Annotated in this window: 29 protein-coding genes; 9 read left to right on the top strand and 20 right to left on the bottom strand. The window is 59.7% G+C overall.

Going from position 1 to position 20,739, the window contains the following annotated elements; genetic code table 11:
• Window position 1: 1 nt before the first annotated feature.
• The 11 genes from TRM7615_RS17960 to folK form a co-directional block, all read right to left on the bottom strand.
• A complete protein-coding gene (locus tag TRM7615_RS17960; RefSeq protein ID WP_108790028.1) occupies window positions 2–331 on the bottom strand; it encodes a DUF1491 family protein in 330 nt (109 codons plus the stop codon).
• Window positions 328–1,236 carry a GTPase Era gene (gene era / locus TRM7615_RS17955; protein ID WP_108790026.1) on the bottom strand — a complete coding sequence of 303 codons (909 nt, stop codon included), beginning with the start codon at window positions 1,234–1,236 and terminating at the stop codon, window positions 328–330. Before era ends, TRM7615_RS17960 begins: the two co-directional genes overlap by 4 nt.
• 78 nt (window positions 1,237–1,314) lie before the next feature.
• The gene (gene rnc / locus TRM7615_RS17950) at window positions 1,315–1,998 is read right to left on the bottom strand and encodes a ribonuclease III (RefSeq protein WP_108790024.1); all 684 of its coding nucleotides are present in this window, start codon (window positions 1,996–1,998) and stop codon (window positions 1,315–1,317) included.
• Window positions 1,995–2,810, bottom strand: coding sequence for a signal peptidase I (lepB, locus tag TRM7615_RS17945; protein WP_108790022.1), 816 nt, complete (start codon window positions 2,808–2,810; stop codon window positions 1,995–1,997). Before lepB ends, rnc begins: the two co-directional genes overlap by 4 nt.
• 66 nt (window positions 2,811–2,876) lie before the next feature.
• Complete coding sequence (gene acpS / locus TRM7615_RS17940; protein ID WP_108790020.1) at window positions 2,877–3,296, bottom strand: holo-ACP synthase; 420 nt, start codon at window positions 3,294–3,296, stop codon at window positions 2,877–2,879.
• Window positions 3,293–3,916: a LysE family translocator gene (locus TRM7615_RS17935; RefSeq protein ID WP_108790018.1), complete on the bottom strand. Its 624-nt coding sequence runs from the start codon at window positions 3,914–3,916 to the stop codon at window positions 3,293–3,295. The genes acpS and TRM7615_RS17935 overlap by 4 nt, the downstream gene beginning before the upstream one ends.
• Window positions 3,913–4,659 carry a pyridoxine 5'-phosphate synthase gene (locus TRM7615_RS17930; protein ID WP_108790016.1) on the bottom strand — a complete coding sequence of 249 codons (747 nt, stop codon included), beginning with the start codon at window positions 4,657–4,659 and terminating at the stop codon, window positions 3,913–3,915. The genes TRM7615_RS17935 and TRM7615_RS17930 overlap by 4 nt, the downstream gene beginning before the upstream one ends.
• Before the next feature lie 33 nt (window positions 4,660–4,692).
• Window positions 4,693–5,349 carry a DUF2062 domain-containing protein gene (locus TRM7615_RS17925; RefSeq protein ID WP_108790014.1) on the bottom strand — a complete coding sequence of 219 codons (657 nt, stop codon included), beginning with the start codon at window positions 5,347–5,349 and terminating at the stop codon, window positions 4,693–4,695.
• 30 nt (window positions 5,350–5,379) lie between these two features.
• Complete coding sequence (locus tag TRM7615_RS17920; protein WP_108790012.1) at window positions 5,380–7,512, bottom strand: RelA/SpoT family protein; 2,133 nt, start codon at window positions 7,510–7,512, stop codon at window positions 5,380–5,382.
• Between the two features lie 27 nt (window positions 7,513–7,539).
• On the bottom strand, window positions 7,540–7,893 hold the full coding sequence (gene rpoZ / locus TRM7615_RS17915; RefSeq protein WP_108790010.1) for a DNA-directed RNA polymerase subunit omega: 354 nt from the start codon (window positions 7,891–7,893) through the stop codon (window positions 7,540–7,542).
• Between the two features lie 94 nt (window positions 7,894–7,987).
• Window positions 7,988–8,560 (bottom strand): 2-amino-4-hydroxy-6-hydroxymethyldihydropteridine diphosphokinase, encoded by a 573-nt coding sequence (gene folK, locus TRM7615_RS17910; protein ID WP_306417732.1) that lies wholly within the window; start codon window positions 8,558–8,560, stop codon window positions 7,988–7,990.
• A 130-nt stretch (window positions 8,561–8,690) separates the two neighbouring features.
• Between folK and TRM7615_RS17905 the strand changes: the two genes are divergently transcribed.
• From TRM7615_RS17905 to TRM7615_RS17880, 6 genes are all read left to right on the top strand, one after another.
• Window positions 8,691–9,266 (top strand): LabA-like NYN domain-containing protein, encoded by a 576-nt coding sequence (locus TRM7615_RS17905; RefSeq protein WP_085794315.1) that lies wholly within the window; start codon window positions 8,691–8,693, stop codon window positions 9,264–9,266.
• 272 nt (window positions 9,267–9,538) lie between these two features.
• On the top strand, window positions 9,539–10,483 hold the full coding sequence (gene ispH / locus TRM7615_RS17900; RefSeq protein ID WP_108790008.1) for a 4-hydroxy-3-methylbut-2-enyl diphosphate reductase: 945 nt from the start codon (window positions 9,539–9,541) through the stop codon (window positions 10,481–10,483).
• Between the two features lie 89 nt (window positions 10,484–10,572).
• The gene (locus TRM7615_RS17895; RefSeq protein WP_108790006.1) at window positions 10,573–11,025 is read left to right on the top strand and encodes a DUF3429 domain-containing protein; all 453 of its coding nucleotides are present in this window, start codon (window positions 10,573–10,575) and stop codon (window positions 11,023–11,025) included.
• The gene (locus TRM7615_RS17890; RefSeq protein WP_108790004.1) at window positions 11,022–11,615 is read left to right on the top strand and encodes a class I SAM-dependent DNA methyltransferase; all 594 of its coding nucleotides are present in this window, start codon (window positions 11,022–11,024) and stop codon (window positions 11,613–11,615) included. The genes TRM7615_RS17895 and TRM7615_RS17890 overlap by 4 nt, the downstream gene beginning before the upstream one ends.
• Window positions 11,608–12,075 carry a ribonuclease HI gene (rnhA, locus tag TRM7615_RS17885; RefSeq protein WP_108790002.1) on the top strand — a complete coding sequence of 156 codons (468 nt, stop codon included), beginning with the start codon at window positions 11,608–11,610 and terminating at the stop codon, window positions 12,073–12,075. Before TRM7615_RS17890 ends, rnhA begins: the two co-directional genes overlap by 8 nt.
• Complete coding sequence (locus tag TRM7615_RS17880) at window positions 12,072–12,701, top strand: trimeric intracellular cation channel family protein (RefSeq protein ID WP_108790000.1); 630 nt, start codon at window positions 12,072–12,074, stop codon at window positions 12,699–12,701. Before rnhA ends, TRM7615_RS17880 begins: the two co-directional genes overlap by 4 nt.
• A gap of 140 nt (window positions 12,702–12,841) precedes the next feature.
• On the opposite strand, the gene speB is transcribed toward TRM7615_RS17880, so the two are convergent.
• From speB to def (TRM7615_RS17845), 7 genes are all read right to left on the bottom strand, one after another.
• Entirely contained in the window at window positions 12,842–13,675 is an 834-nt protein-coding gene (gene speB, locus TRM7615_RS17875; protein ID WP_108789998.1) for an agmatinase, read from the bottom strand.
• 68 nt (window positions 13,676–13,743) lie between these two features.
• Window positions 13,744–13,983, bottom strand: coding sequence for a GlsB/YeaQ/YmgE family stress response membrane protein (locus tag TRM7615_RS17870; protein ID WP_108789996.1), 240 nt, complete (start codon window positions 13,981–13,983; stop codon window positions 13,744–13,746).
• A gap of 1 nt (window position 13,984) precedes the next feature.
• Window positions 13,985–14,221, bottom strand: a complete 237-nt coding sequence (locus TRM7615_RS17865; protein ID WP_108789994.1) for a hypothetical protein — start codon at window positions 14,219–14,221, stop codon at window positions 13,985–13,987.
• 13 nt (window positions 14,222–14,234) lie between these two features.
• On the bottom strand, window positions 14,235–15,140 hold the full coding sequence (gene fmt, locus TRM7615_RS17860; RefSeq protein WP_108789992.1) for a methionyl-tRNA formyltransferase: 906 nt from the start codon (window positions 15,138–15,140) through the stop codon (window positions 14,235–14,237).
• 26 nt (window positions 15,141–15,166) lie between these two features.
• Window positions 15,167–15,664: a peptide deformylase gene (gene def, locus TRM7615_RS17855; RefSeq protein ID WP_108789990.1), complete on the bottom strand. Its 498-nt coding sequence runs from the start codon at window positions 15,662–15,664 to the stop codon at window positions 15,167–15,169.
• Window positions 15,661–16,155, bottom strand: a complete 495-nt coding sequence (gene def / locus TRM7615_RS17850) for a peptide deformylase (RefSeq protein WP_108789988.1) — start codon at window positions 16,153–16,155, stop codon at window positions 15,661–15,663. Before def (TRM7615_RS17850) ends, def (TRM7615_RS17855) begins: the two co-directional genes overlap by 4 nt.
• Window positions 16,156–16,674 carry a peptide deformylase gene (gene def, locus TRM7615_RS17845; RefSeq protein ID WP_108789986.1) on the bottom strand — a complete coding sequence of 173 codons (519 nt, stop codon included), beginning with the start codon at window positions 16,672–16,674 and terminating at the stop codon, window positions 16,156–16,158. It abuts the gene before it with no gap.
• A gap of 98 nt (window positions 16,675–16,772) precedes the next feature.
• On the opposite strand from def (TRM7615_RS17845), the gene TRM7615_RS17840 reads away from it, so the two are divergent.
• On the top strand, window positions 16,773–17,945 hold the full coding sequence (locus tag TRM7615_RS17840; protein ID WP_108789984.1) for a MalY/PatB family protein: 1,173 nt from the start codon (window positions 16,773–16,775) through the stop codon (window positions 17,943–17,945).
• A gap of 2 nt (window positions 17,946–17,947) precedes the next feature.
• A complete protein-coding gene (locus TRM7615_RS17835) occupies window positions 17,948–18,481 on the top strand; it encodes a L,D-transpeptidase family protein (protein WP_108789982.1) in 534 nt (177 codons plus the stop codon).
• Window positions 18,482–18,702: 221 nt separating this feature from the next.
• On the opposite strand, the gene TRM7615_RS17830 is transcribed toward TRM7615_RS17835, so the two are convergent.
• A complete protein-coding gene (locus TRM7615_RS17830) occupies window positions 18,703–19,056 on the bottom strand; it encodes a hypothetical protein (RefSeq protein ID WP_085794302.1) in 354 nt (117 codons plus the stop codon).
• A gap of 219 nt (window positions 19,057–19,275) precedes the next feature.
• Here TRM7615_RS17830 and TRM7615_RS17825 point away from each other — a divergent pair, with 219 nt between their 5' ends.
• Window positions 19,276–20,250 (top strand): glutathione S-transferase family protein, encoded by a 975-nt coding sequence (locus TRM7615_RS17825; RefSeq protein WP_108789980.1) that lies wholly within the window; start codon window positions 19,276–19,278, stop codon window positions 20,248–20,250.
• On the opposite strand, the gene TRM7615_RS17820 is transcribed toward TRM7615_RS17825, so the two are convergent.
• On the bottom strand, window positions 20,247–20,609 hold the full coding sequence (locus TRM7615_RS17820; RefSeq protein WP_108789978.1) for a response regulator transcription factor: 363 nt from the start codon (window positions 20,607–20,609) through the stop codon (window positions 20,247–20,249). The genes TRM7615_RS17825 and TRM7615_RS17820 overlap by 4 nt on opposite strands.
• Window positions 20,610–20,739 lie beyond the last annotated feature (130 nt).

Raw genomic sequence — 20,739 nt, 5'->3', positions numbered from 1 at the left:
TCTATTCCAGCCCCTCGTCCCCAAGCAGATGCCGCCCCTGGCGATCTTCGACCTCGATCACCCACAGATCGGGGTCAAACCCGCGTTGGCGCGCAATGGCCGCATCTACATCCATCTCGGCACCTGATGCCAGTTCGGACCAGGTCCGTTCCCCAGTCATCAGGTTGTATTCTCTTTGATAGGCTGCGGCCTGCCCGTCCAACGTATTCAGCTTGACCAGAACGGCCCCAGCGGTGTCGTCACCGTGCGCGACGACAAAGGCAGGAATTTCCTGAAACCTGAGACGCGCCAGATAGGCCTGAACCCAAAACTCGGCCGTCAGCCGGGTCATGCGTTTCCGTCTTTGAAATCAAGACCCATCTCGGAATAGCGCTCGGCCTCGTCCAGCCAGTTGGGCCGCACCTTGACCTGCAGGAACAGGTGTATCTTGCGGTCCAAGAACTCTTCCAACTCGGCCCGCGCTGCTTGGCTCACCGCCTTGATCGTTTCGCCACGCTTGCCAAGCACGATGCCCTTGTGGCCGTCGCGCACGACATAGATCACCTGATCGATCTTGGCAGAGCCGTCCTTGCGCTCTTCCCAATTCTCGGTCTCGACCGTCAACTGATACGGCAGTTCCTGATGCAGGCGCAGGGTCAGCTTTTCGCGCGTCATCTCGGCCGCGATCATGCGAATTGGCAGATCCGCGATCTGATCTTCGGGATAGAGCCACGGGCTTTCCGGCAGCTTGCCCGCCAGCCAGCCGCGCAGGTCGTCGACACCATAGCCACGCTCAGCCGAAATCATGAAGGTTTCCGCGAATGCGTACCGCTCGTTCAAATCCTGGGTCAGCCCCAGCAAAACTTCGGACTGCACCTTGTCGATTTTGTTGATCGCCAGCGCTACGGTGCGCCCCTGCCCGATCTCCTCCAGACCCTCCAGGATACGCTCCACACCTTCGGTGATGCCGCGGTGCGCTTCGATCAAAAGCACGATGACATCGGCGTCCGCCGCCCCACCCCAAGCGGCTGCGACCATGGCACGATCCAGGCGACGGCGCGGTTGAAATAGGCCAGGTGTATCGACAAAAACCAGCTGGCTGTCACCCTCCATCGCCACGCCGCGAATGCGGGCGCGGGTGGTTTGCACCTTGTGGGTCACGATCGACACTTTTGCGCCGACCATGCGGTTGAGCAACGTGGACTTGCCCGCGTTGGGTTCACCGATCAGAGCGACAAATCCGGCACGTGTGGTCATGGACAACCTCATTTTTTCGAAGGTGCGGTATCTAACCGAGTTTCACCGAAAGGGCCAGAGCCCGCAAACCTTTGTGGCCTAAGCTTTGGCCAAAGCTTCAAGCAGCGCCTTGGCAGCGGCCTGTTCCGCCTGCCGCTTGGCCCCTGCGGTGGCCTTGGCCTCGGTCCCGTCCTGTAGGCGTGCCACGATGGTAAAGACCGGTGCGTGATCTGGCCCCGACCGGGACACCTGCTCGTACACGGGCGGTTTCTGGCCTCGGGCCTGCGCCCATTCCTGAAGCGAGGTCTTGGCGTCGCGCGCGTCCGCCTCAACGGTCGTCACGCGGTTGCCCCACAGCCGCAGGATCATTGCCTGCGCCGCGTCAAATCCACCGTCCTTGTAGACTGCGGCAATCACCGCCTCCATCGCGTCGCCCAGCAGGGCTTGCTTGCGGCGACCACCCGACATCATCTCGGATCGACCAAGTTTCAGCACCACACCCAGATCAATCTCGCGCGCGACATCGGCACAGGCCTCTTTACGCACCAATGCGTTGAAGCGCGGCGCCAGCTGGCCCTCGGTCGCTTTCTTGTCGTGATCCAGCAGCGCCGTGGCCATCACCAGCCCCAGTACGCGATCACCGAGAAACTCCAACCGCTGGTTGTCGCCCCGTGTGGGGGAAGAGATTGACCCGTGGGTCAGCGCGCGCACCAACAGTTCGGGCCGGGCAAACTCATGCCCGATCCGCTCTTGAAACGCTTTCATTTCGGCCGAAAGTTTCACTCGACCCCCTTGAAGAAGCGATCACCGCGCCAGGTCCAGAAGAACAGCATCGACCGGCCGGCGGACGAGAACATGATGCGATCCGCGCGACCAATCAGGTTTTCATACGGCACGAATCCCACACCACCAGCCGACTGCGGCAAGCGGCTGTCGCTGGAGTTGTCGCGGTTGTCCCCCATGAAGAAGTAATGACCCTCGGGCACCGTGTAGATGCCAGTGTGGTCCGACGCCTGGTTGCCGATGTTCAGGATCGCGTGACTGGTCCCATTGGGTAGCGTTTCGATCTGGCGCGATTTCTGGCACTGACCTCCCTCACCTACGGGTCCGTTCTCACAGCGCGGGCGCAGGCGTTGCGGGCCTTGCTCGGCATAGACCTCTTCGAACACGCCATCGTCTTCAACCTTGACTGCCGTGCCGTTGAGATACAGCAACCCGTCCTTAATCTGGACCTTATCACCTGGCAGGCCAATCAAACGCTTGATGTAGTCGCGTCCCGACACCGGGTGACGGAACACCACCACATCGCCGCGCTCGGGCTCGCCGCCCCAAATGCGCGTATTGTCGCCTTTGGCCCAGCCACAGATATCTTCGGCATCGACGATCAGGCTGGGGCAAGACGCATAGGAATAGCCATAAGCCATCTTGTTCACGAACAGGAAATCACCGATCAGCAGCGTTTCCTTCATCGAACCCGACGGAATCCAGAACGGTTGAAAAAACAGCGTGCGAAAGACACCAGCAATCAGCAGGGCATAGACGACGGTTTTTATCGTCTCCAAGATGGCGTTTCCTGATTTGGCTTTGGTGGCCATTCGGTTCTCCGATCCAATCGATCCAATAAAGTGTTTGGGGCTACATGCGGGCGGGGTCAGAGTAAGTCAAGGTTCGCGCGCGGCATCGGCTACAGGCCGCGCCTCGATCACCACAAAGGCCTGCGCCCAAGGGTGATCGTCGGTCAAAGTCACGTGAATGATGGCCTCGTGCCCCTCGGGCGTCATCTCTTTCAAACGCTCAGCGGCCCAGCCGGTCACATGCATCACCGGCTGCCCGGTGCGCAGATTGGTAACGGCCATGTCTTTCCACGCGATCCCCATACGCAAGCCAGTGCCAAGCGCCTTGGAGCAAGCCTCTTTCGCGGCCCAGCGTTTGGCATAGGTTCCAGCCGTGTCATGGCGCCGTTCAGCCTTGCGCTGTTCGATATCTGTGAACACACGGTTGCGAAACCGATCGCCGAACCGATCCAGTGTGCCCTGGATACGCTCGATGTTTGCCAGATCGGTGCCGATGCCCAGGATCATGACAACCGGACCGTAAGGATTTTGTAGCTCGCCAACCCGAAGAACCCGGCAAAGGCCAGATCAAACCAACGCCGTGCGCGGCGATAGCCGCTGACCATGCGCGCGGACGAGAACAGAAATGCATAGCCGATGAAAATCAGCAGCGATCCCGCATATAGCATTCCGAAGTACCCCAGAAGCATGGCAAGGCTAGCGTCATTGGGGGCCACGATGGCATAGATTGATCCCCAGCTCAGGATCGCCTTGGGGTTGGTCAGGTGGATCGCCGCGCCTTTGGCAAAGATCGTGCCAAGCGGGCCTGTCACCGGATTGCCAAGGGCGACCTCGTCTGATCGCAACGCCCGCAGCAACGCCTTGATTGCCAACCACCCCAAATAGGCAACTCCGACATAGCGGATCACCTCAAACACCCAGACATTGGCCAGCATGATCGCGGACAACCCCAGAGCTGCCGCAATGCCCCACGCAGCCGATCCCGCGCAGATGCCAAGCGCAAAGGCCAAACCAGCCCGGCGCCCTTCCGTCATCGCGGTCCCGGCAATGCCCATGGTGGCGGGGCCCGGTGAGCCGCCCGCCAGCAACCAGGCAATCCAGATCGCGACGAACCCCGGCGTGATCATGCGCGCGCCTCATCCATCAGGCGGCGCATTTCATGTATCGCGGGTGTCATTCCCCGAAAGATGGCTTCGCCAATCAGGAAATGGCCGATATTGAGCTCCATCACCTCGGGAAATGCTGCAATCGGCTTGACCGTCTCATAACTCAGCCCGTGGCCTGCATGCACTTCCAACCCCAGTGAATTGGCAAAGGCCGACATCTCGCGTAGGCTTTCCAACTCGCGGTCACGCTCTTCAAAACGCTCCTCGGCGTGGGCGTCGCAATAGGCGCCCGTGTGAAGCTCGATCACCTCAGCGCCGATCCGATGGGCCGCTTCGATCTGGGCACGGTCGGCGGCGATAAAGATCGACACCCGGCAGCCCGCCTCGCGCAGCGGCGCGATGTAGTGTGCCAAGCGATTTTCCTCGCGCGCGACCTCCAGCCCGCCTTCGGTAGTGCGCTCTTCGCGCTTTTCCGGGACAATGCACACCGCATGAGGTTTGTGACGCAATGCAATCTTCTGCATTTCTTCGGTCGCGGCCATCTCGAAATTCAGTGGAACCGACAGAACCTCCATCAACCCGTCAATGTCGGCGTCCGAGATATGGCGGCGATCTTCGCGCAGATGCGCTGTGATACCATCAGCGCCGGCCTCTTCAGCCAGTTTGGCCGCACGCAGCGGGTCAGGGTAGGCCCCACCCCGTGCATTGCGCACTGTGGCGACGTGGTCGATGTTCACACCAAGGCGCAGTTTGTTGCCCGACATGCTTCGCTTCCTCTTGTTCAATTCGGCCAGAGCCTAGTCCGCTTTGGATAGCGGGTCAGCCTCGGCTTCGGCTTTTTTGCGGATGGCGTCGAACTTGGCCTTGATCTTGGCCCGGCGCCGTTGCTGATAGGCCCGTATTACCGGCACGCTGAGGTAATAACAGATGGCACCGGCCACCAACCCCGGAATGATCCCCCCGATCATGTAGGGATAAAACACCTCATCATAGAAAACACCCAAGTCGTGCCAATCCGCCTCGCGACTTGTGAACAGCGCGATGGTGTTGTCCTTGAGATCCCCCGCCGCATCCGCGAACTTGCCCAGAAAGCTGCGTTTGTCGCCCTCGTCAAATTCGGTTCCCAACAGGAAATGCCCTGACTGCAGGCAGATGACGCCGATGGGCACGTAGGTCAGCGGGTTGCCAAAAAACGTCCCGCTGAGCGCGGCCAGGATGTTGCCATTGATCAACCGAGCACCAAGCGCGGCAATAAAAAAATGGATCCCGTAAAACGGGGTAAATGCGGCAAACACCCCTGCCCCAATTCCACGTGCGATGCGTTCAGGCGAATCCGGCAGGCGGCGCACACGGTGCTTGACGTAATGAAAGGCTCGGGTCCAACCGCCACGTGGATACACGAATTCCGAGGCGATCTGCACTGGCGTGCGTCGGTCTCGGCGTTTGAATACCACCCGCGTGTTCCTTTCCGTGCCAAATCGGCTTTAGCTGGACCCGGGTTTCCCCGGGTTTTTCTCGCGAAACCGTTCAACAGCGGCCACGTCGCTTTCCGCTTCGAGCATCAACATCAAAGAATGCAGCTGTTCAACATCCCGCAGCTCTGCGTTGACCATCAATCGGTAAAAGTCCGGTTTCCTGTCTACAATTTCCAGGTTCGAGATATTTGCCTTTTTCTCGCCAATCAATGTGCAAATGCGTCCCAGGACACCGGCGTCGTTGCCAATCGTCAAATCAAGAGTTGTTCCATAGACGGCCGGGTGGGTTCCCGCATGCCAATGCAAATCGACCCAGCGCTCGGTCTGATCCTCGAACTCACTGAGCCGGTCGCAATCGATGGAATGCACGACGACGCCCTTACCGCGATATGTGATGCCCAGGATGCGCTCACCCGGCAGCGGCTGACAACACGGCGCGCGCTCAAAGCTCTGCCCCGGTTCCAGACCGATCACGGCGCGGCGCAACGGGATTGCATCGCCCTCGTCCGGCGCCAATTCCGGATAGACCGCCTGAACCACGTCGTGCGCCGTCAGCTCGGCACTTCCAAGGCGCGCAAGCAACTCATCGCGATTTTTCAGGCGCAGGTTCTTGGCCGCAGTATCTAGCGCCTTGTCCGTCGATTTGCGCTGTACATGCTCGAACGCCGAGCGCGCCAGCTCTTGCCCCAATTTGATGAAGCGTTCGCGATCCACCTCACGCAGAGCACGGCGGATGGCGGTGCGCGCCTTACCAGTAACCGCGATGTCCAACCAGGTCACCTGCGGCGTCTGACCTTCAGCGGTGATGATCTCGACCGATTGTCCGTTTTTCAAACGCGTCCACAACGGCACGCGAATACCGTCCACCTTGGCCCCTACACAGGCATGCCCGATCCGTGTGTGGATGGCATAGGCATAGTCCAACGGCGTTGCCCCGCGCGGCAGCTTGACCACATCACCCTTCGGCGAGAAGCAGAACACCTGGTCAGAATACATCTCAAGTTTGACGGCTTCGAGGAAATCCTCGTGATCTTCTTCGCTGTCGAACTGCTCGGTCAGGTTTGCAATCCACTTGGCCGGGTCCACGGCAAAGGGGTTCTGAGTGCGTACGCCGTCCCGGTACGACCAATGCGCCGCAACACCCGTTTCGGCCACGTCGTGCATCTGGCGGGTCCGGATCTGCACCTCGACCCGTTTGCCATCGCGCCCCGACACCGTGGTGTGGATCGACCGATAGCCGTTCGACTTGGGCTGGCTGATGTAATCCTTGAACCGCCCCGGAACCGCGCGCCATCGCTGATGGATCGCCCCCAATGTGCGATAGCAGTCTTCTTCGGACTGCGTGATGATCCGGAACCCGTAGATATCTGAAAGGCGCGAGAACCCCTGCTCTTTCTCCTGCATCTTGCGCCAGATCGAATAGGGTTTCTTGGCGCGGCCAAACACCTCGGCCTCGATCCCGGCCTTCTCCAGCTCGTAGCGCATGTCGCCGGTGATACGGTGGATCACGTCACCAGTTTCGCGCTGCAAGGTGATGAAGCGGCGGATGATCGATTGACGCCCTTCAGGGTTCAGAACACGGAACGCCAGATCCTCAAGCTCTTCGCGCATCCATTGCATGCCCATGCGGCCAGCCAGCGGCGCGTAGATGTCCATGGTTTCGCGCGCCTTGACCACCTGCTTTTCCGGGCGCATCGCCTTGATCGTGCGCATGTTGTGCAGACGGTCAGCCAGTTTGACCAGGATGACGCGCAGGTCCTTGGACATGGCCATGAACAGCTTGCGAAAGTTTTCGGCCTGTTTGGTTTCGCGGCTCGACAGTTGGAGGTTGGTCAGCTTGGTGACACCATCCACCAGCATCGCGACCTCGTCGCCATAGCGTTTCGCCACCTCGCCATAAGACGCCTTGGTGTCCTCGATCGTATCGTGCAGCAGGGCTGTGATGATGGTCGCATCGTCCAGCCGTTGCTCGGTCAATATGGCGGCAACAGCGACAGGGTGCGTAAAGTAGGGTTCGCCGGAATGGCGGAACTGCCCGTCATGCATCTCCGCGCCAAAGTCATAGGCATCGGTGAGGCGCTCGGCATTCGTTTTTGGATTGTAGTTGCGGACCAGCGCAATCAGATCTTCGGCTGCAATCATGTCCGGTCCGCATCCTTTCGCGGCGGTTTAGCCTTGGCCTTGTGCTTCCATCAATGCACGCAGCAGCTTTTCTTCGGACATGTCGTCCTCGGCCGGCTTGTCGGAATCCGCACCCATCAGAAGAGCCATTTGGTCTTCTTCCGGCTCGTCCACCTCGATCTGAGATTGATTGCTCTCGATCAGGCGCTCGCGCAGGTCTGCAGCACTCTGGGTTTCGTCAGCGATTTCGCGCAGCGACACGACAGGGTTCTTGTCGTTGTCGCGATCCACGGTGATTGGCGCACCCGCAGAAATCTCGCGCGCACGATGTGCGGCAAGCATAACCAGTTCAAACCGGTTCGGTACCTTGTCTACGCAGTCTTCAACCGTCACGCGGGCCATTGGGCAATCTCCAAAGTGAAACCTTGTCCAGAAGGGGTGTATGTAAGCGCGAATCCCCTGCTTGACAAGCGGGAATCGACACAGCTGGCGCGGCTTATAACGCCTCTACTTCGACAACAGCATCTTCGGGTAATTCTGCACACATTTGCTCGATAGTCTTGCCACTCACCGGATGGGCCCAATGCGGAGCGACATCGCGTGCGGGAATCAAAGCAAAAGCCCGATCCTGCAAACGCGGATGCGGCAGGATCAATTGCTCAGGCGTCGCACGGACCTGCTCCTCAAGCGGCAGGCCGTGCCACCGTTCGAACACCTCCAGATTTGGCAGCACGAGATCATCGAATAGTAGAATGTCCAAATCCAGTGTCCGCATCCCCCACCGTTGCGCGCGTGCGCGACCGAACTCATGTTCGACGTCATGCAACAGCTGCAAAAGCCCGGCCGGAGACAATTCGGTTTCGACGCGAACCGCCGCGTTGACATAGTCTGGACCAGCCCCGGGCGGGAAACAGGGGGTTCGGTAAAATCGGCTAATTTCGCGAATCACCAATCCAGTTTTTGCGGCACGATCGACCGCCTGCCGCAAGGTCACCTTAGGGTCGTCTCCTTGAAAAGGTAGGTTTCCGCCCAACGCAATAACCGCTTTTGACCGAGATTGTGTCAACATTGACCCCTGCAAATAAAGATATCATACTTGCGGAACACGCGAATTCTCCTAAGTTAAAGGCACCATTTCGCCGATTTAAGCACTCACTCACGGACAACAGGCGAATGGATTATACCGGAAGGACATATTTATGTTTTACAAAGACGAACGGCTAGCGCTGTTCATCGACGGTTCGAATCTTTACGCCGCCGCCAAAGCACTAGGCTTCGATATCGACTACAAACTGCTGCGCCAAGAGTTCATGCGCCGCGGCAAGATGCTTCGTGCTTTTTACTACACAGCGCTCCTGGAAAATGACGAATACTCGCCAATCCGCCCCCTCGTTGATTGGCTCCACTACAACGGCTTCACCATGGTGACAAAGCCCGCGAAGGAATACACCGACAGCATGGGCCGTCGTAAGGTCAAGGGAAACATGGACATCGAACTGACGGTCGACGCCATGGAGCTTGCGCCCCGCGTTGACCACATCGTGCTGTTTTCCGGCGACGGCGACTTCCGCCCGCTGGTGGCCAGCCTGCAGCGCCAAGGTGTGCGCGTTTCGGTCGTGTCGACCATTCGCAGTCAGCCGCCAATGATCTCGGACGAACTGCGCCGCCAGGCCGACAACTTCATCGAGCTCGAAGAACTGCGTGACGTCATCGGACGTCCGCCGCGCGAAATGCCGATGGAACCGCGCAGCGTCGCTGCCGCAGCCGGGCAATAAGCACGGCACCGCGCCTTTGGTGATTGGGTGTGCCGGACACTGCCCCCAAGCGTCGTCAGAATAAAGACCCCGATCCTTGCGGATCGGGGTCTTTTTAAATCTATGCATCACTCACCCACATGGCCGAAAAAGGCCTCGCAAGTTCGTTGAACTATACCCAGGTCACTCTATGCCTAGGTGATACAAGGCGCCCATGTCAGATTCGTGACAACATCCCGCACTGGACCTGACGTCAGCAAAGCCTTACCAGTCGCCCGCAAGGAGACGCCAACATGAGCAAACAGCCCCTCACTTTGTACCTGGCCGCACCACGCGGGTTTTGTGCCGGTGTCGATCGCGCCATCAAGATCGTGGAAATGGCGCTCGAGAAATGGGGTGCGCCCGTCTATGTCCGCCATGAAATCGTACACAACAAATTCGTGGTCGACGGGCTGCGCGACAAAGGCGCCGTCTTTGTCGAAGAATTGGACGATTGCCCCGACGACCGCCCGGTGATCTTTTCCGCGCACGGCGTGGCAAAATCCGTCCCGGCGGAGGCCACCCGCCGCAACATGGTCTATGTCGACGCCACCTGCCCGTTGGTCAGCAAGGTGCATGTCGAAGCACAGCGCCATTCCGAGGCGGGTCTGCAGATGATCATGATTGGCCACAAGGGCCACCCCGAAACCATCGGCACCATGGGGCAACTTCCAGAGGGAGAGGTGTTACTGGTGGAAACCGTCGACGACGTGACCACCGTGCCAGTGCGCGATCCGGACAACATCGCCTATGTGACGCAAACGACGCTCAGTGTCGACGACACCAAAGACATCGTCGCGTCCCTACAAGCACGTTTCCCCAAGATCGTCGGCCCCCACAAGGAAGATATCTGCTACGCCACCACCAACCGGCAAGAAGCAGTCAAGGCCATCGCGCCCAAGGTGGATGCCATGCTTGTTGTGGGTGCGCCCAATTCGTCAAATTCGCGCCGCTTGGTCGAGGTTGGCTCAAAGGCGGGTTGCAACTATGCCCAGCTCGTAATGCGTGCCGAGAACATCGATTGGCGCGCGCTAGAGGGTATCACTTCGGTCGGAATTACGGCCGGTGCCTCGGCGCCCGAACTACTTGTGAACGAAGTAATCGAAGCTTTCCGTGACAGGTTTGATGTGACTGTCGAAACCATCGAAACCGCTGTTGAAAACGTCGAATTCAAAGTGCCCCGCGTTCTGCGGACATAATCTGAAGGGAGCGCCGAATTGACATCAAAGCTGCTTTTATTGAGTGCATCCTGCATCGCACGCGCGGACCGAACTGCAATGGTGTGCGCATGACGCGTATCCCTGCCGCACCGCTGATTTTGGGTCTGGCTGGTCTGATACCCTTTGTCTGGGGCGCCCTGACCTATCTCAGCCCAGCCTTGCAGGACTGGGGTGTTTCGGCACTTGGTCCACGCTTTGTCGGGCCATATATCCAGGTCTTCTATGGCGCGATCATCCTGAGCTTTATGTCAGGCGTCCTGTGGGGCTTTGCCACTAAGGTTGAAGGCGCGCAAGCTGCCACCGGTTACGTCCTGTCAGTGATCCCGGCGCTGTGGGCGTTCTTCATGACAGGCGGTGGTCCTGTTGGTGCGGCCACCAACCTGATCTTTGGGTTTCTGGGGTTGCTGCTATTGGATGCTGCATTCTCCCGTTGGGGCGTGACCCCTGCGTGGTGGATGTCCTTGCGTATCCTGCTGACCACGATCGTCGTGGCTTGCCTTGCGGTTGGAGTGCTGCTGTGAGCGATCCTGAAACCATACGCGTCTATGACGCAAAAGCAGGCGAATACGCCGAGCGCACCGATGACGTGAACCAGGCCGATGTACTATTGGCTCAGTTCATTGAAACCTGCGCCCAAGGCGGGCGAGTTCTGGATCTGGGCTGCGGCCCCGGCGCCTCGGCCGCCGTGATGGCAGCCGCAGGACTTACAGTTGACGCAACCGATGCCTCGGCCTCCATGGTCGAGATGGCGGACAAACATCCCGGCGTGACCGCCTGGCAAGCAACGTTCGATGAGATCGCGGGCGAGGCAATCTATGATGGGATTTGGGCCAATTTCAGCCTGCTCCACACCCCGCGCGCGGACATGCCCCGACACCTGAGCGCCTTGCATTCCGCCCTCAAACCAGGTGGGCGATTTCACATCGGCCTCAAACTGGGAACCGGTGAAGCGCGCGACAAGATCGGGCGCCTTTACACTTACTACACACAAGTCGAGCTGGAACAGCTCTTGACCGAGGCCGGGTTTGTCATTGACGCCCATCGCCTTGGCAACGGCGTCGGACTGGACGGCACGGCATCTGATTGGATCACGGTGACTGCACATGCCTGAACTTTTTGCCTATACGGATGGAGCGTGCTCGGGCAACCCCGGTCCAGGCGGCTGGGGTGCGCTCTTGCGTGCGATGGATGGTGAGACGGTTGTCAAGGAACGCGAACTGAAGGGCGGCGAAGGCGAAACCACCAACAACCGCATGGAGCTGCTGGCCGCAATCAACGCGCTTGAAGCGCTAGAGCGGCCATCGAAGATCACCGTCGTCACCGACAGCGCTTATGTCAAAAATGGTGTCACAGGATGGATCTTTGGCTGGAAGAAAAACGGCTGGAAGACCGCCTCGAAAAAGCCCGTGAAAAACGTCGACCTGTGGCAACGCATTGATGAGGCGCAACAACGCCATGATGTCACCTGGGAGTGGGTCAAAGGCCACGCAGGCCACCTTGAAAACGAACGCGCCGATGAGTTGGCGCGCGCGGGTATGGCGCCGTTCAAACCCAAGAAAGCCAAGGTGTGAACGCCGTTGCCCTGCTGGACTACGCCTCGGTCCTGGTTTTTGCCCTGACCGGCGCTTTGGTGGCCAGCCGTGCGCAGCTGGATCTGGTGGGATTTGCATTCGTGGCCTGTCTCACGGCTGTTGGCGGCGGCACCGTGCGTGACCTGTTGCTGGACCGGCACCCGGTCTTCTGGGTTGGAGAGCCCACCTATGTCGTGATCGCGGCCTCGGCTGCGCTAATGGTATTCTTCACCGCGCATCTGGTGGAAAGTCGGTACAACTGGTTAATCTGGCTTGATAGTTTTGCATTGGCCATCGCCGTCGCTGCAGGGACGGGTGTTGCCCTGACTCTGGATAAACCTCCGGTTATTGTGGTTTTGATGGGCATGACGACCGGCTGTCTGGGTGGGTTGATGCGCGATGTGGTCTGCAACGAAATCCCGCTTGTTCTGAAGCAAGGCGAACTTTACGTCACCTGCGCGTTGGTCGGATCCTGCGTCGCACTTGTGGCCCACGCACAAGACCTTCCACAACTCACCACTCTTGGACTGGCTGCGCTGTCCTGTTGGGGTCTACGCGCCGGCTCTCTGCTGTTTGGCTGGCGCCTGCCAGTCTACAAAAGCCGTCCACCGCGCGACCGCAGCTAAGGGGCGCTCCCGCCCGTCGTCGAAGTTTCTGGCGAAACATCTCCTCCCGTTGGGCCAGGCTCACGCGGGCTCTGCCCGCGTGAGCCTGGCCCCCTGCCGTCCGCAGGACGCAAGGCCGATAGGCCGCGCAGGTAGCATCCTCAGCGCAAGAGCCGTGCGCCGATCTCCTTGACGAATTTGGCAGCCACCATGGCCGTCATGCCGTAAGGATCGCGATGCGGATTCAATTCGACTATATCCGCCCCAATCACCTGCCCTTGGAACCGCGCGATCAGGTCGATGACCTCACGCGTGCTGAGGCCCCCCGGTTCGTGATGTGACACCCCTGGCGCAAAGGCCGGATCCAACCCATCCAGATCGAGTGACAGATACACCGGCCCGTCAAACGATGGCGTCAGATCGCTGCGCCAGTTGCGCATGTCCACGACCTCCACCCCAAAGCGGTCTGCTTGCTCTCGTTGGTGGGCGTTCATCGTCCGAATACCCACCTGCATCAGGCGCTTGATCTTGCCGGTCTCCATCACCCGCGCAAACGGGCAGCCATGCCCAAGCGGACCGATGTCCTGTTGATCATATAGATCGGGGTGGGCGTCGATGTGCAGAACGTTCAACCCCTGGTACCGATCGGCATGTGCCTTGATCAGTGGATAGGCCACCGAGTGATCCCCACCGAGGGACAGGAGCCGTGCGCCTTTGTCGATGCGTGCACCCGCGCCTACCTCGATTGCGGCAATCGGTTCAGGGCCGCGTTGTTCGAACACATCCAGATCGCCGGTGTCCTTGACACGATCGGTTGCGCCCAAATCGGTGCCATCCTCAGCCGTCAGGTTCGCCGCACCTGATTGCAGCGCCTCGCGGATTCGATTTAGGGCAAAGGCTGGACCTTGCAAGAATGAACTATGCAGATCCAACGGCACGCCCATCAGAGCCACGTCACCTACTTCCAGATCCTGTGTCGTTGCGTTTGTGATCATCGCGCCCTCCGCCCTGAAACCCAGTTTCGGGCAGTTGGCGATCAAAGACCTGCCAGGTCAACCCCCTGTCAGCGCTTGTGAAAATAGGTCTTCCAGATCCAGATCACCAACAGCGCGCCCAGCACGGCACCAACAAAGCCCGAGAGGATTCCCATCACGCTTGACAGAAAGCGCAGGACAAAACCGCCGACAAGCGCGCCGATGATGCCGATGAACATGGTGGTGGGAATGTCGGCCTCGATCCGCATCAGCCGCGTTGCCAGAAACCCGGCCGCCGCCCCGATTACGATAAGCGCAACAACCGTCATGTCACTTCCTCCAGTGGAACGGCACGATGACCAACGCCCCGATGCTCGACACGATGGCGTTCATACCCGGAGAGGCAAAACCGATCCCGAACATGATGCGGATGAAATAGAACAGAAACGCACCGCCGATGCAGATGATCATCGACTGCAGGATGCCATTGTGGGTCCACCCCGTGCGTTCCGAGGCATAGCCAATGATCCCGGCAATCACCACGGTCCCCATCAACGTCATGAACATCGCGTCATCCCTTTCAGAGCTGCGCACCCTTGGCCACCGGCATACCGCGCAGAAACACGTCCTTATCCTGCGCACCCTTACCCGCCCGTTGCAAGCGCAACAGGGACACGGCCCCCTCGCCACAGGCCACAGTCAGCGCGTCGTCCAACACCATACCCGCCGAGCCCGTGCCATCGGCAAGCCGCGAGGCCAGCAGTTTCACCCGCTGTCCGTCAATCTCAGTCCAGGCGCCGGGGAACGGGGACAGGCCGCGAATTTGTCGGTCGACTTCGATCGCCGGTTTGCTCCAATCGACCCGCGCCTCGACCTTGTCGATCTTTTGAGCATAGGTCACACCCTCTTCGGGTTGCACCTCGGGCGTCAAACCGGGCAAGTGTTCCAAAGCGTCGACAATCGCCTGCGCGCCAATACCTGACAGTCGGTCGTGCAACTGCGCGGTCGTCTCTTCGCCGCCAATCGGCGTGGCCACGCGCAACAGGACTGGCCCAGTGTCCAACCCCACCTCCATCTGCATGATGCACACACCGGTTTCGGCATCACCCGCCATGATCGCGCGATGAATGGGCGCGGCCCCGCGCCAACGCGGCAAAAGGCTGGCGTGAATGTTCAGGCATCCCTTTTCAGGCGCGCCCAGCACCGCTTGCGGCAGGATCAGGCCATAGGCCACAACCACCGCAATGTCCGCTCTCAAGTCAGAGAAGGCCGCCTGCTCATCCGCCCCTTTCAGGGATATCGGATGGCGCACATCCAACCCAAGCTCCACCGCCCGTGCATGCACGGGCGTCGGGCGCTCTTTCTTGCCCCGTCCCGCCGGGCGCGGCGGTTGGCAATAGACAGCGGCGATCTCATGCCCAGCATCAACCAGAGCATCCAGCACCGGCACCGAAAACTCGGGCGTTCCCATGAAGATGATGCGCATCACGTTCCCCTGCTCGGATTTTGGCCTCAGCCGTTCTGTTTCTTTGCCTTGCGCAGCAGCATGTCGCGTTTAACCTTGCTGAGGCGGTCGAAATACATCTTGCCGTTCAGGTGGTCGATCTGATGCTGCACACTTGTGGCCTCGATCCCGACAAAGTCGCGCCGGTCCACCGCGCCATCCTCGTTCAGGAACCGCACCGTGACCGCGCGCGGTCGCTTGATCTTGGCCGACATGCCCGGCAGGTTCGGGCTGGCCTCATCATGTTCGCGCAGCTCGATCGAGGAGTGCAGGATCTCGGGGTTGGCCATCCGCACAGCCCGGCCCCGTTCGGTGGAACCATCGACAACGGCCAACCGCAGCATAACGCCGATCTGGTTGCCCGCGAGGCCCACCCCCGGCATTGCCTCCATCGTGTCAATCATGTCGGTCCAGATCTCGCGTATGTCATCGGTGACCTCGCTCACCGGCTCGGCCTTGGTGCGCAGTCGCTTGTCGGGCCACGGCAGGCATTTGCGAACTGTCATGCGTTCATTTCCCTGTAATGCGCCTCGGCTGTGCGGCGGGCGACTTCGTCAAGACGGTCAAAGGTGACCATGCCGTTGAGATGATCAAACTCGTGTTGGATGCAGCGCGCCTCGAACCCGTCGAAATCAGCCATGTGAATGTCGCCCTCGGGTGCGGTCCATTGCACGGTGACAGCTTTCGGACGCGAAACCGTGACCATGATGCCGGGGATCGACAGACAGCCCTCGGCCCCTATCACCTCGGCCCTCTCGGCCGCCATGATGAAGGGGTTGATCATTGCCAAGGGCGTCGGCTCGCCCTCTTTCCAGCCGCAATCCATAACAAATACGCGCTTGAGTACACCAATCTGCGGCGCGGCCAAGCCTCGGCCATTTGCAGCATACATCGTATCGAACAAGTCTGCGATCAACGTGTCCTCTGGTTCCGTCACCGGCGCGCATTGAGTCGCAAGCCGGTCGTCGGGCCAGGTCAGGATCGGCCGCACCGCCATTCAGGCGCGCGCCCGCTCGCGCTTGAGCTTTTGCATCTTGCGCGTGATCATCTGCCGTTTCAGCGGCTTGAGGTAGTCGATGAACAACTTGCCATCCAAGTGATCGATCTCATGCTGCACACACGTGGCCCAAAGACCATCAAACACCTCTTGGCAAGCATTGCCGTTCTGGTCCATCCACGCCACTTCGACCTCGCGCGGGCGGGTGACTTCGGCATATTGATCCGGGATCGAGAGGCAGCCCTCTTCATAGACGTTCAGATCGTCCGAGGAGGACACCACCTCGGGGTTGAACATCACCAGCGGGCGGGGCGTCTCGCCCTCTTCCTTAACACAATCGAGCACGATCAGGCGATTGAGTACGCCGATCTGCGGCGCGGCCAGGCCGATGCCGGGCGCCTCATACATCGTTTCAAGCATGTCATCGGCCAGCTTGCGCAAATCGTCCGAAATATCGGCAACGGGATCGCACAGCTTTTTCAAGCGCGGGTCGGGATGGATCAGAATGCTACGTTTCATGCCGGTGATTTAGGCCATCACGGGCGTCACCGCAACGCCCCCCTTGCGCCCACCGGATTTCCCGCTAGCTTGCCCGGCGACTTGCGAAGGAGAGCGTAATGAATTTCGACGACCTGATCGACCGCCGTGGCACCTACAGCACCAAGTGGGACAGGATGGAAGATCTTTATGGTGTGTCCCCGGAAACCGGTCTTTCGATGTGGGTTGCGGACACCGAATTCCGGGCCCCCGACGCGGTGCTGAACCAAATCCATGCGCTGGCCGATCAAGGCACGTTGGGATACAGTACCATTGATGGGCGCTATCGCGAGGCGATCCAATGGTGGATGCAGACGCGTCACAACTGGCAGATCGACCGGGAGGCGATCTTTACCGCCACCGGGCTGGTGAATGGCGTCGGCATGTGCCTGGACACGTTCACGGCTCCGGGCGATGGAATTGTTCTGTTCACGCCCGTCTATCACGCCTTTGCCAAGGTGATCCGCGCTGCTGGCCGCACTGTGGTCGAATGCCCGCTGGTCAACAACGATGGCCGCTACGAGATGGATTTCGCGGCTTATGACGCAATGATGACCGGTTCGGAAAAGATGGTCATCCTCTGCTCGCCCCACAATCCCGGCGGTCGGGTCTGGACGCAAGAGGAGCTGCAAGGCGTTGCCGATTTTGCCAAGCGCCATGACCTGCTGCTGCTGTCCGACGAGATTCACCACGACCTGGTTTATGCCGGTCACAAGCACATCCCGATGCAGAATGCTGATCCGTCGATCACCGACCGTCTGCTGATGCTGACGGCCCCATCCAAGACCTTCAACATCGCCGGTCTGCACACAGGCCAGGTGATCATCCCCGACCCCGGCCTGCGCGCGCGCTTTGCGGCCCGGATGGCCGCGCTCAGCCTTGCGCCGAACTCGGTCGGTCAGTTCGCAACAGCCGCGGCCTATTCGCCAGAAGGGGCTGAATGGGTCGATGCACAGGTGACCTATCTGGACCAGAACCGGCGGATCTTTGACGCGGCCATCGCGGAGATCCCAGGTCTGTCCTCTATGAAGCTCGAATCCACCTATCTGGCCTGGATCGACTTCACCGACACCGGCATGCCGCGCGAGGAGTTCACCAACCGCGTCGAACAGGACGCCCAGATCGCCGCCAACCACGGCACCACCTTTGGCCTCGGCGGCGAAAGCTTCCTGCGGTTCAACCTGGGCACGCAACGGTCGCGCATCGAAGAGGCCTGCGCACGCTTGAGCCGCGCTTTTGGTGATCTGCAGTAGCCATGTTCGGGCGCGTCCTGTGGACCATCCTGGCGCTGGTTTTGGTAACCGGCGCGAGCGTGATGCTGTGGGACCGCTTTGCGCCGCGTCCGGCCCCGCCGCCCATGACGTTGGATGTTGATCGGATCGATCACATCCTGATCGAAAAGTCGGAACGACGTCTGACCGCCATGTCCGATGGCAAGGTGGTCATGCAAGTGCCGGTCGCGCTTGGCTTTGCACCGGACGGGGACAAGGTTCAGGAAGGTGACGGCAAGACGCCCCTGGGTCGTTTCGTCATCGATCGCCGAAACCCCAACAGTGCCTTTCATCTGTCTCTTGGCCTGAACTACCCCAGACCGCAGGACATCGCACGCGCCAAGGCAGACGGCGTGGACCCCGGCAGCGACATCTTCATCCACGGCCAGCCCAACGGCATTGTCGGAATCTCATTGCCGGGCGACTGGACCGCGGGCTGCATCGCCATCAGTAACACTCAGATGGCGCAGCTCTGGTCCGTCACACCCATCGGCACTTCGGTCGAAATCCGGCCCTAACTCGAAGCACTCCCGCCCGTCGTTTGTGCATCAAAGATGCCCTCCTCCCGTTGGGCCGGGCCTCGCTACGCTCGGCGGTTGGCGGTTGCGGCAAAACAGGAACACCATACGCAACCGCGCCGAGCCGATAGGCGAGGCGCCCGGCCCAAGGCCGTTAGCGGGGGCTGACGCAGCCAGGTCTGCTCGGGCGCGGGAGCCCCCCCGCCCACTCATATCGCCGGTTAGCCGTCCTTGCCCAATAGGGCAATCGGTGCATCCGGCTCGCGGTAGAAATCCAACGGGGCCTTGTCTGCGGCCACCGTGTTGCGCTTGAACTCATAGCGCATTTCGCCCGCCTCATCCTCAGAGGCGATGATCAGACATTGATAGAGGTGGTTCGCCCCGTCATACAAATCGACCAACCCGCGCAGCCGAGGCGTCGTTTCGGCCTCAACCGCAAATCCATCCTTCCACAGGCGTAAGACCTTGAAATACTCCTGCCCCATCTCGACGCGCAGGCGACTGGCCTTTTTCAAGCTGGCAATCCGGGCTGCGTTCAACCCGTCGCTGATTTCTTTCGACACATAAGTGCTCATGCCGTTCCCTCCAGACGAACAAAGACCAGCCTCACCGAGATGGTCTTAAAATCAAGATAAGTTTTCATGACTATCTGAATCCACTTAAGGCGTTGCGCCAAATCCTCAATTCCCCCCGGACCCATTGTGCAGCCATGCAGAGACCGTGCGCGCCCCTGACCATGTGCGACCCCTACCCTTCGCATTAGGTTAGGCGCAAACACAGATCGGAGATCACACATGGGCTTGCTCATCGACGGCACCTGGCACGACCAGTGGTATGACACCAAATCCCACGACGGCGCATTCAAACGCAGCGCTGCGCAGTTTCGCAATTGGATCACCGCCGACGGCGCCCCGGGCCCATCTGGCGACGGCGGCTTTGCAGCTGAAACCGGACGCTACCACCTCTATGTCAGCTATGCCTGCCCCTGGGCGCACCGCACGTTGATCTTTCGCCAGCTCAAGGACCTGAGCGATCACATCACCGTCTCGGCCGTGCACCCCGACATGATGGATCAGGGTTGGACCTTTGAGGAAGACGATCACGGCGCGACCGGCGATGACCTTTATGGTCTGAGCCATGCGTATCAGGTCTACACCAAGGCTGACCCCACCTATTCCGGCCGCGTGACCGTGCCAATTCTTTGGGACAAGCAGCGCGAAACCATTGTGTCCAACGAAAGCTCCGAGATCATCCGCATGTTCAACTCAGCCTTTGACAGGCTGACCGGCAACACCGACGATTACTGGCCCGAGCCGATGCGCGACGCCATCGAAGAGGTGAATGCCCGCATCTACGGCACGCTCAACAATGGCGTCTACAAATCCGGCTTTGCCACCACACAAGCGGCTTATGACGCGGCCGTGCATCCGCTCTTTGACACGTTGGATTGGCTCGAAGAACGCCTGTCTGGCAATCGCTATCTGATGGGTGACAGACTTACAGAAGCCGACTGGCGCCTCTTTACCACCCTGATCCGTTTCGACCCCGTCTATCATCTGCATTTCAAGTGCAACCGCAAACGGATCATCGACTACCCCAACCTCTGGGCCTACACCCGCGAACTGTTTCAATGGCCCGGTGTGGCCGAAACGGTGAACATGGAGCACATCGTGCGCCACTATCACTACAGCCATGACAGTGTGAACCCGCACCGAATCGTGCCGATCAACCCCGTTATCGACTACCGCCAGCCGCACGGGCGCGGTTAACGAACGGCTGCGTAATGCTCGACCATCGCCGCCAGATCCTCTGGCGGCGTTCCGCTTTGCACATAAGCACATGCGTTCGGACTGTGCGCAAAGATCGATCCGTCCGAGAAAAAGCTAGTGTTGGTGACAAAGATCACCCGCGCGTCGGGGCGTCGATAGCTGGCGAAATCCGCAACAGCCAAGGCACTGCCCCCATCCAGCACCAAATCCAGCACGATGATCTCGAAATCTGTCCCGTAAAGAGCCAGAATCGCCTCTTCCTGCGAGTTGACCAGGGTCACCTCGGCACCTTGCCGTTCAAGATGGCGCTTCCATAGCAATCCAAGATCTGGATTGCCTTCAACAATCAGAACATTCATAGCAGACATCCAGCACGTTCTTTTTCAGATTCTGTGCCTCTCCCCTTTCCAACCGTGATCTTTCTTTTCCCTTAACAAACTCTTAACACAATACGATGCGACTGAAGGAATATGCGCAGCGCTTGTGTTT

The sequence above is a fragment of the Falsiruegeria mediterranea M17 genome (assembly GCF_900302455.1).
GTDB classification, from domain to species: domain Bacteria; phylum Pseudomonadota; class Alphaproteobacteria; order Rhodobacterales; family Rhodobacteraceae; genus Falsiruegeria; species Falsiruegeria mediterranea.
The sequence above is the reverse complement of the archived record's forward strand: the minus strand, read 5'-3'. Positions and strand labels throughout refer to the sequence as shown.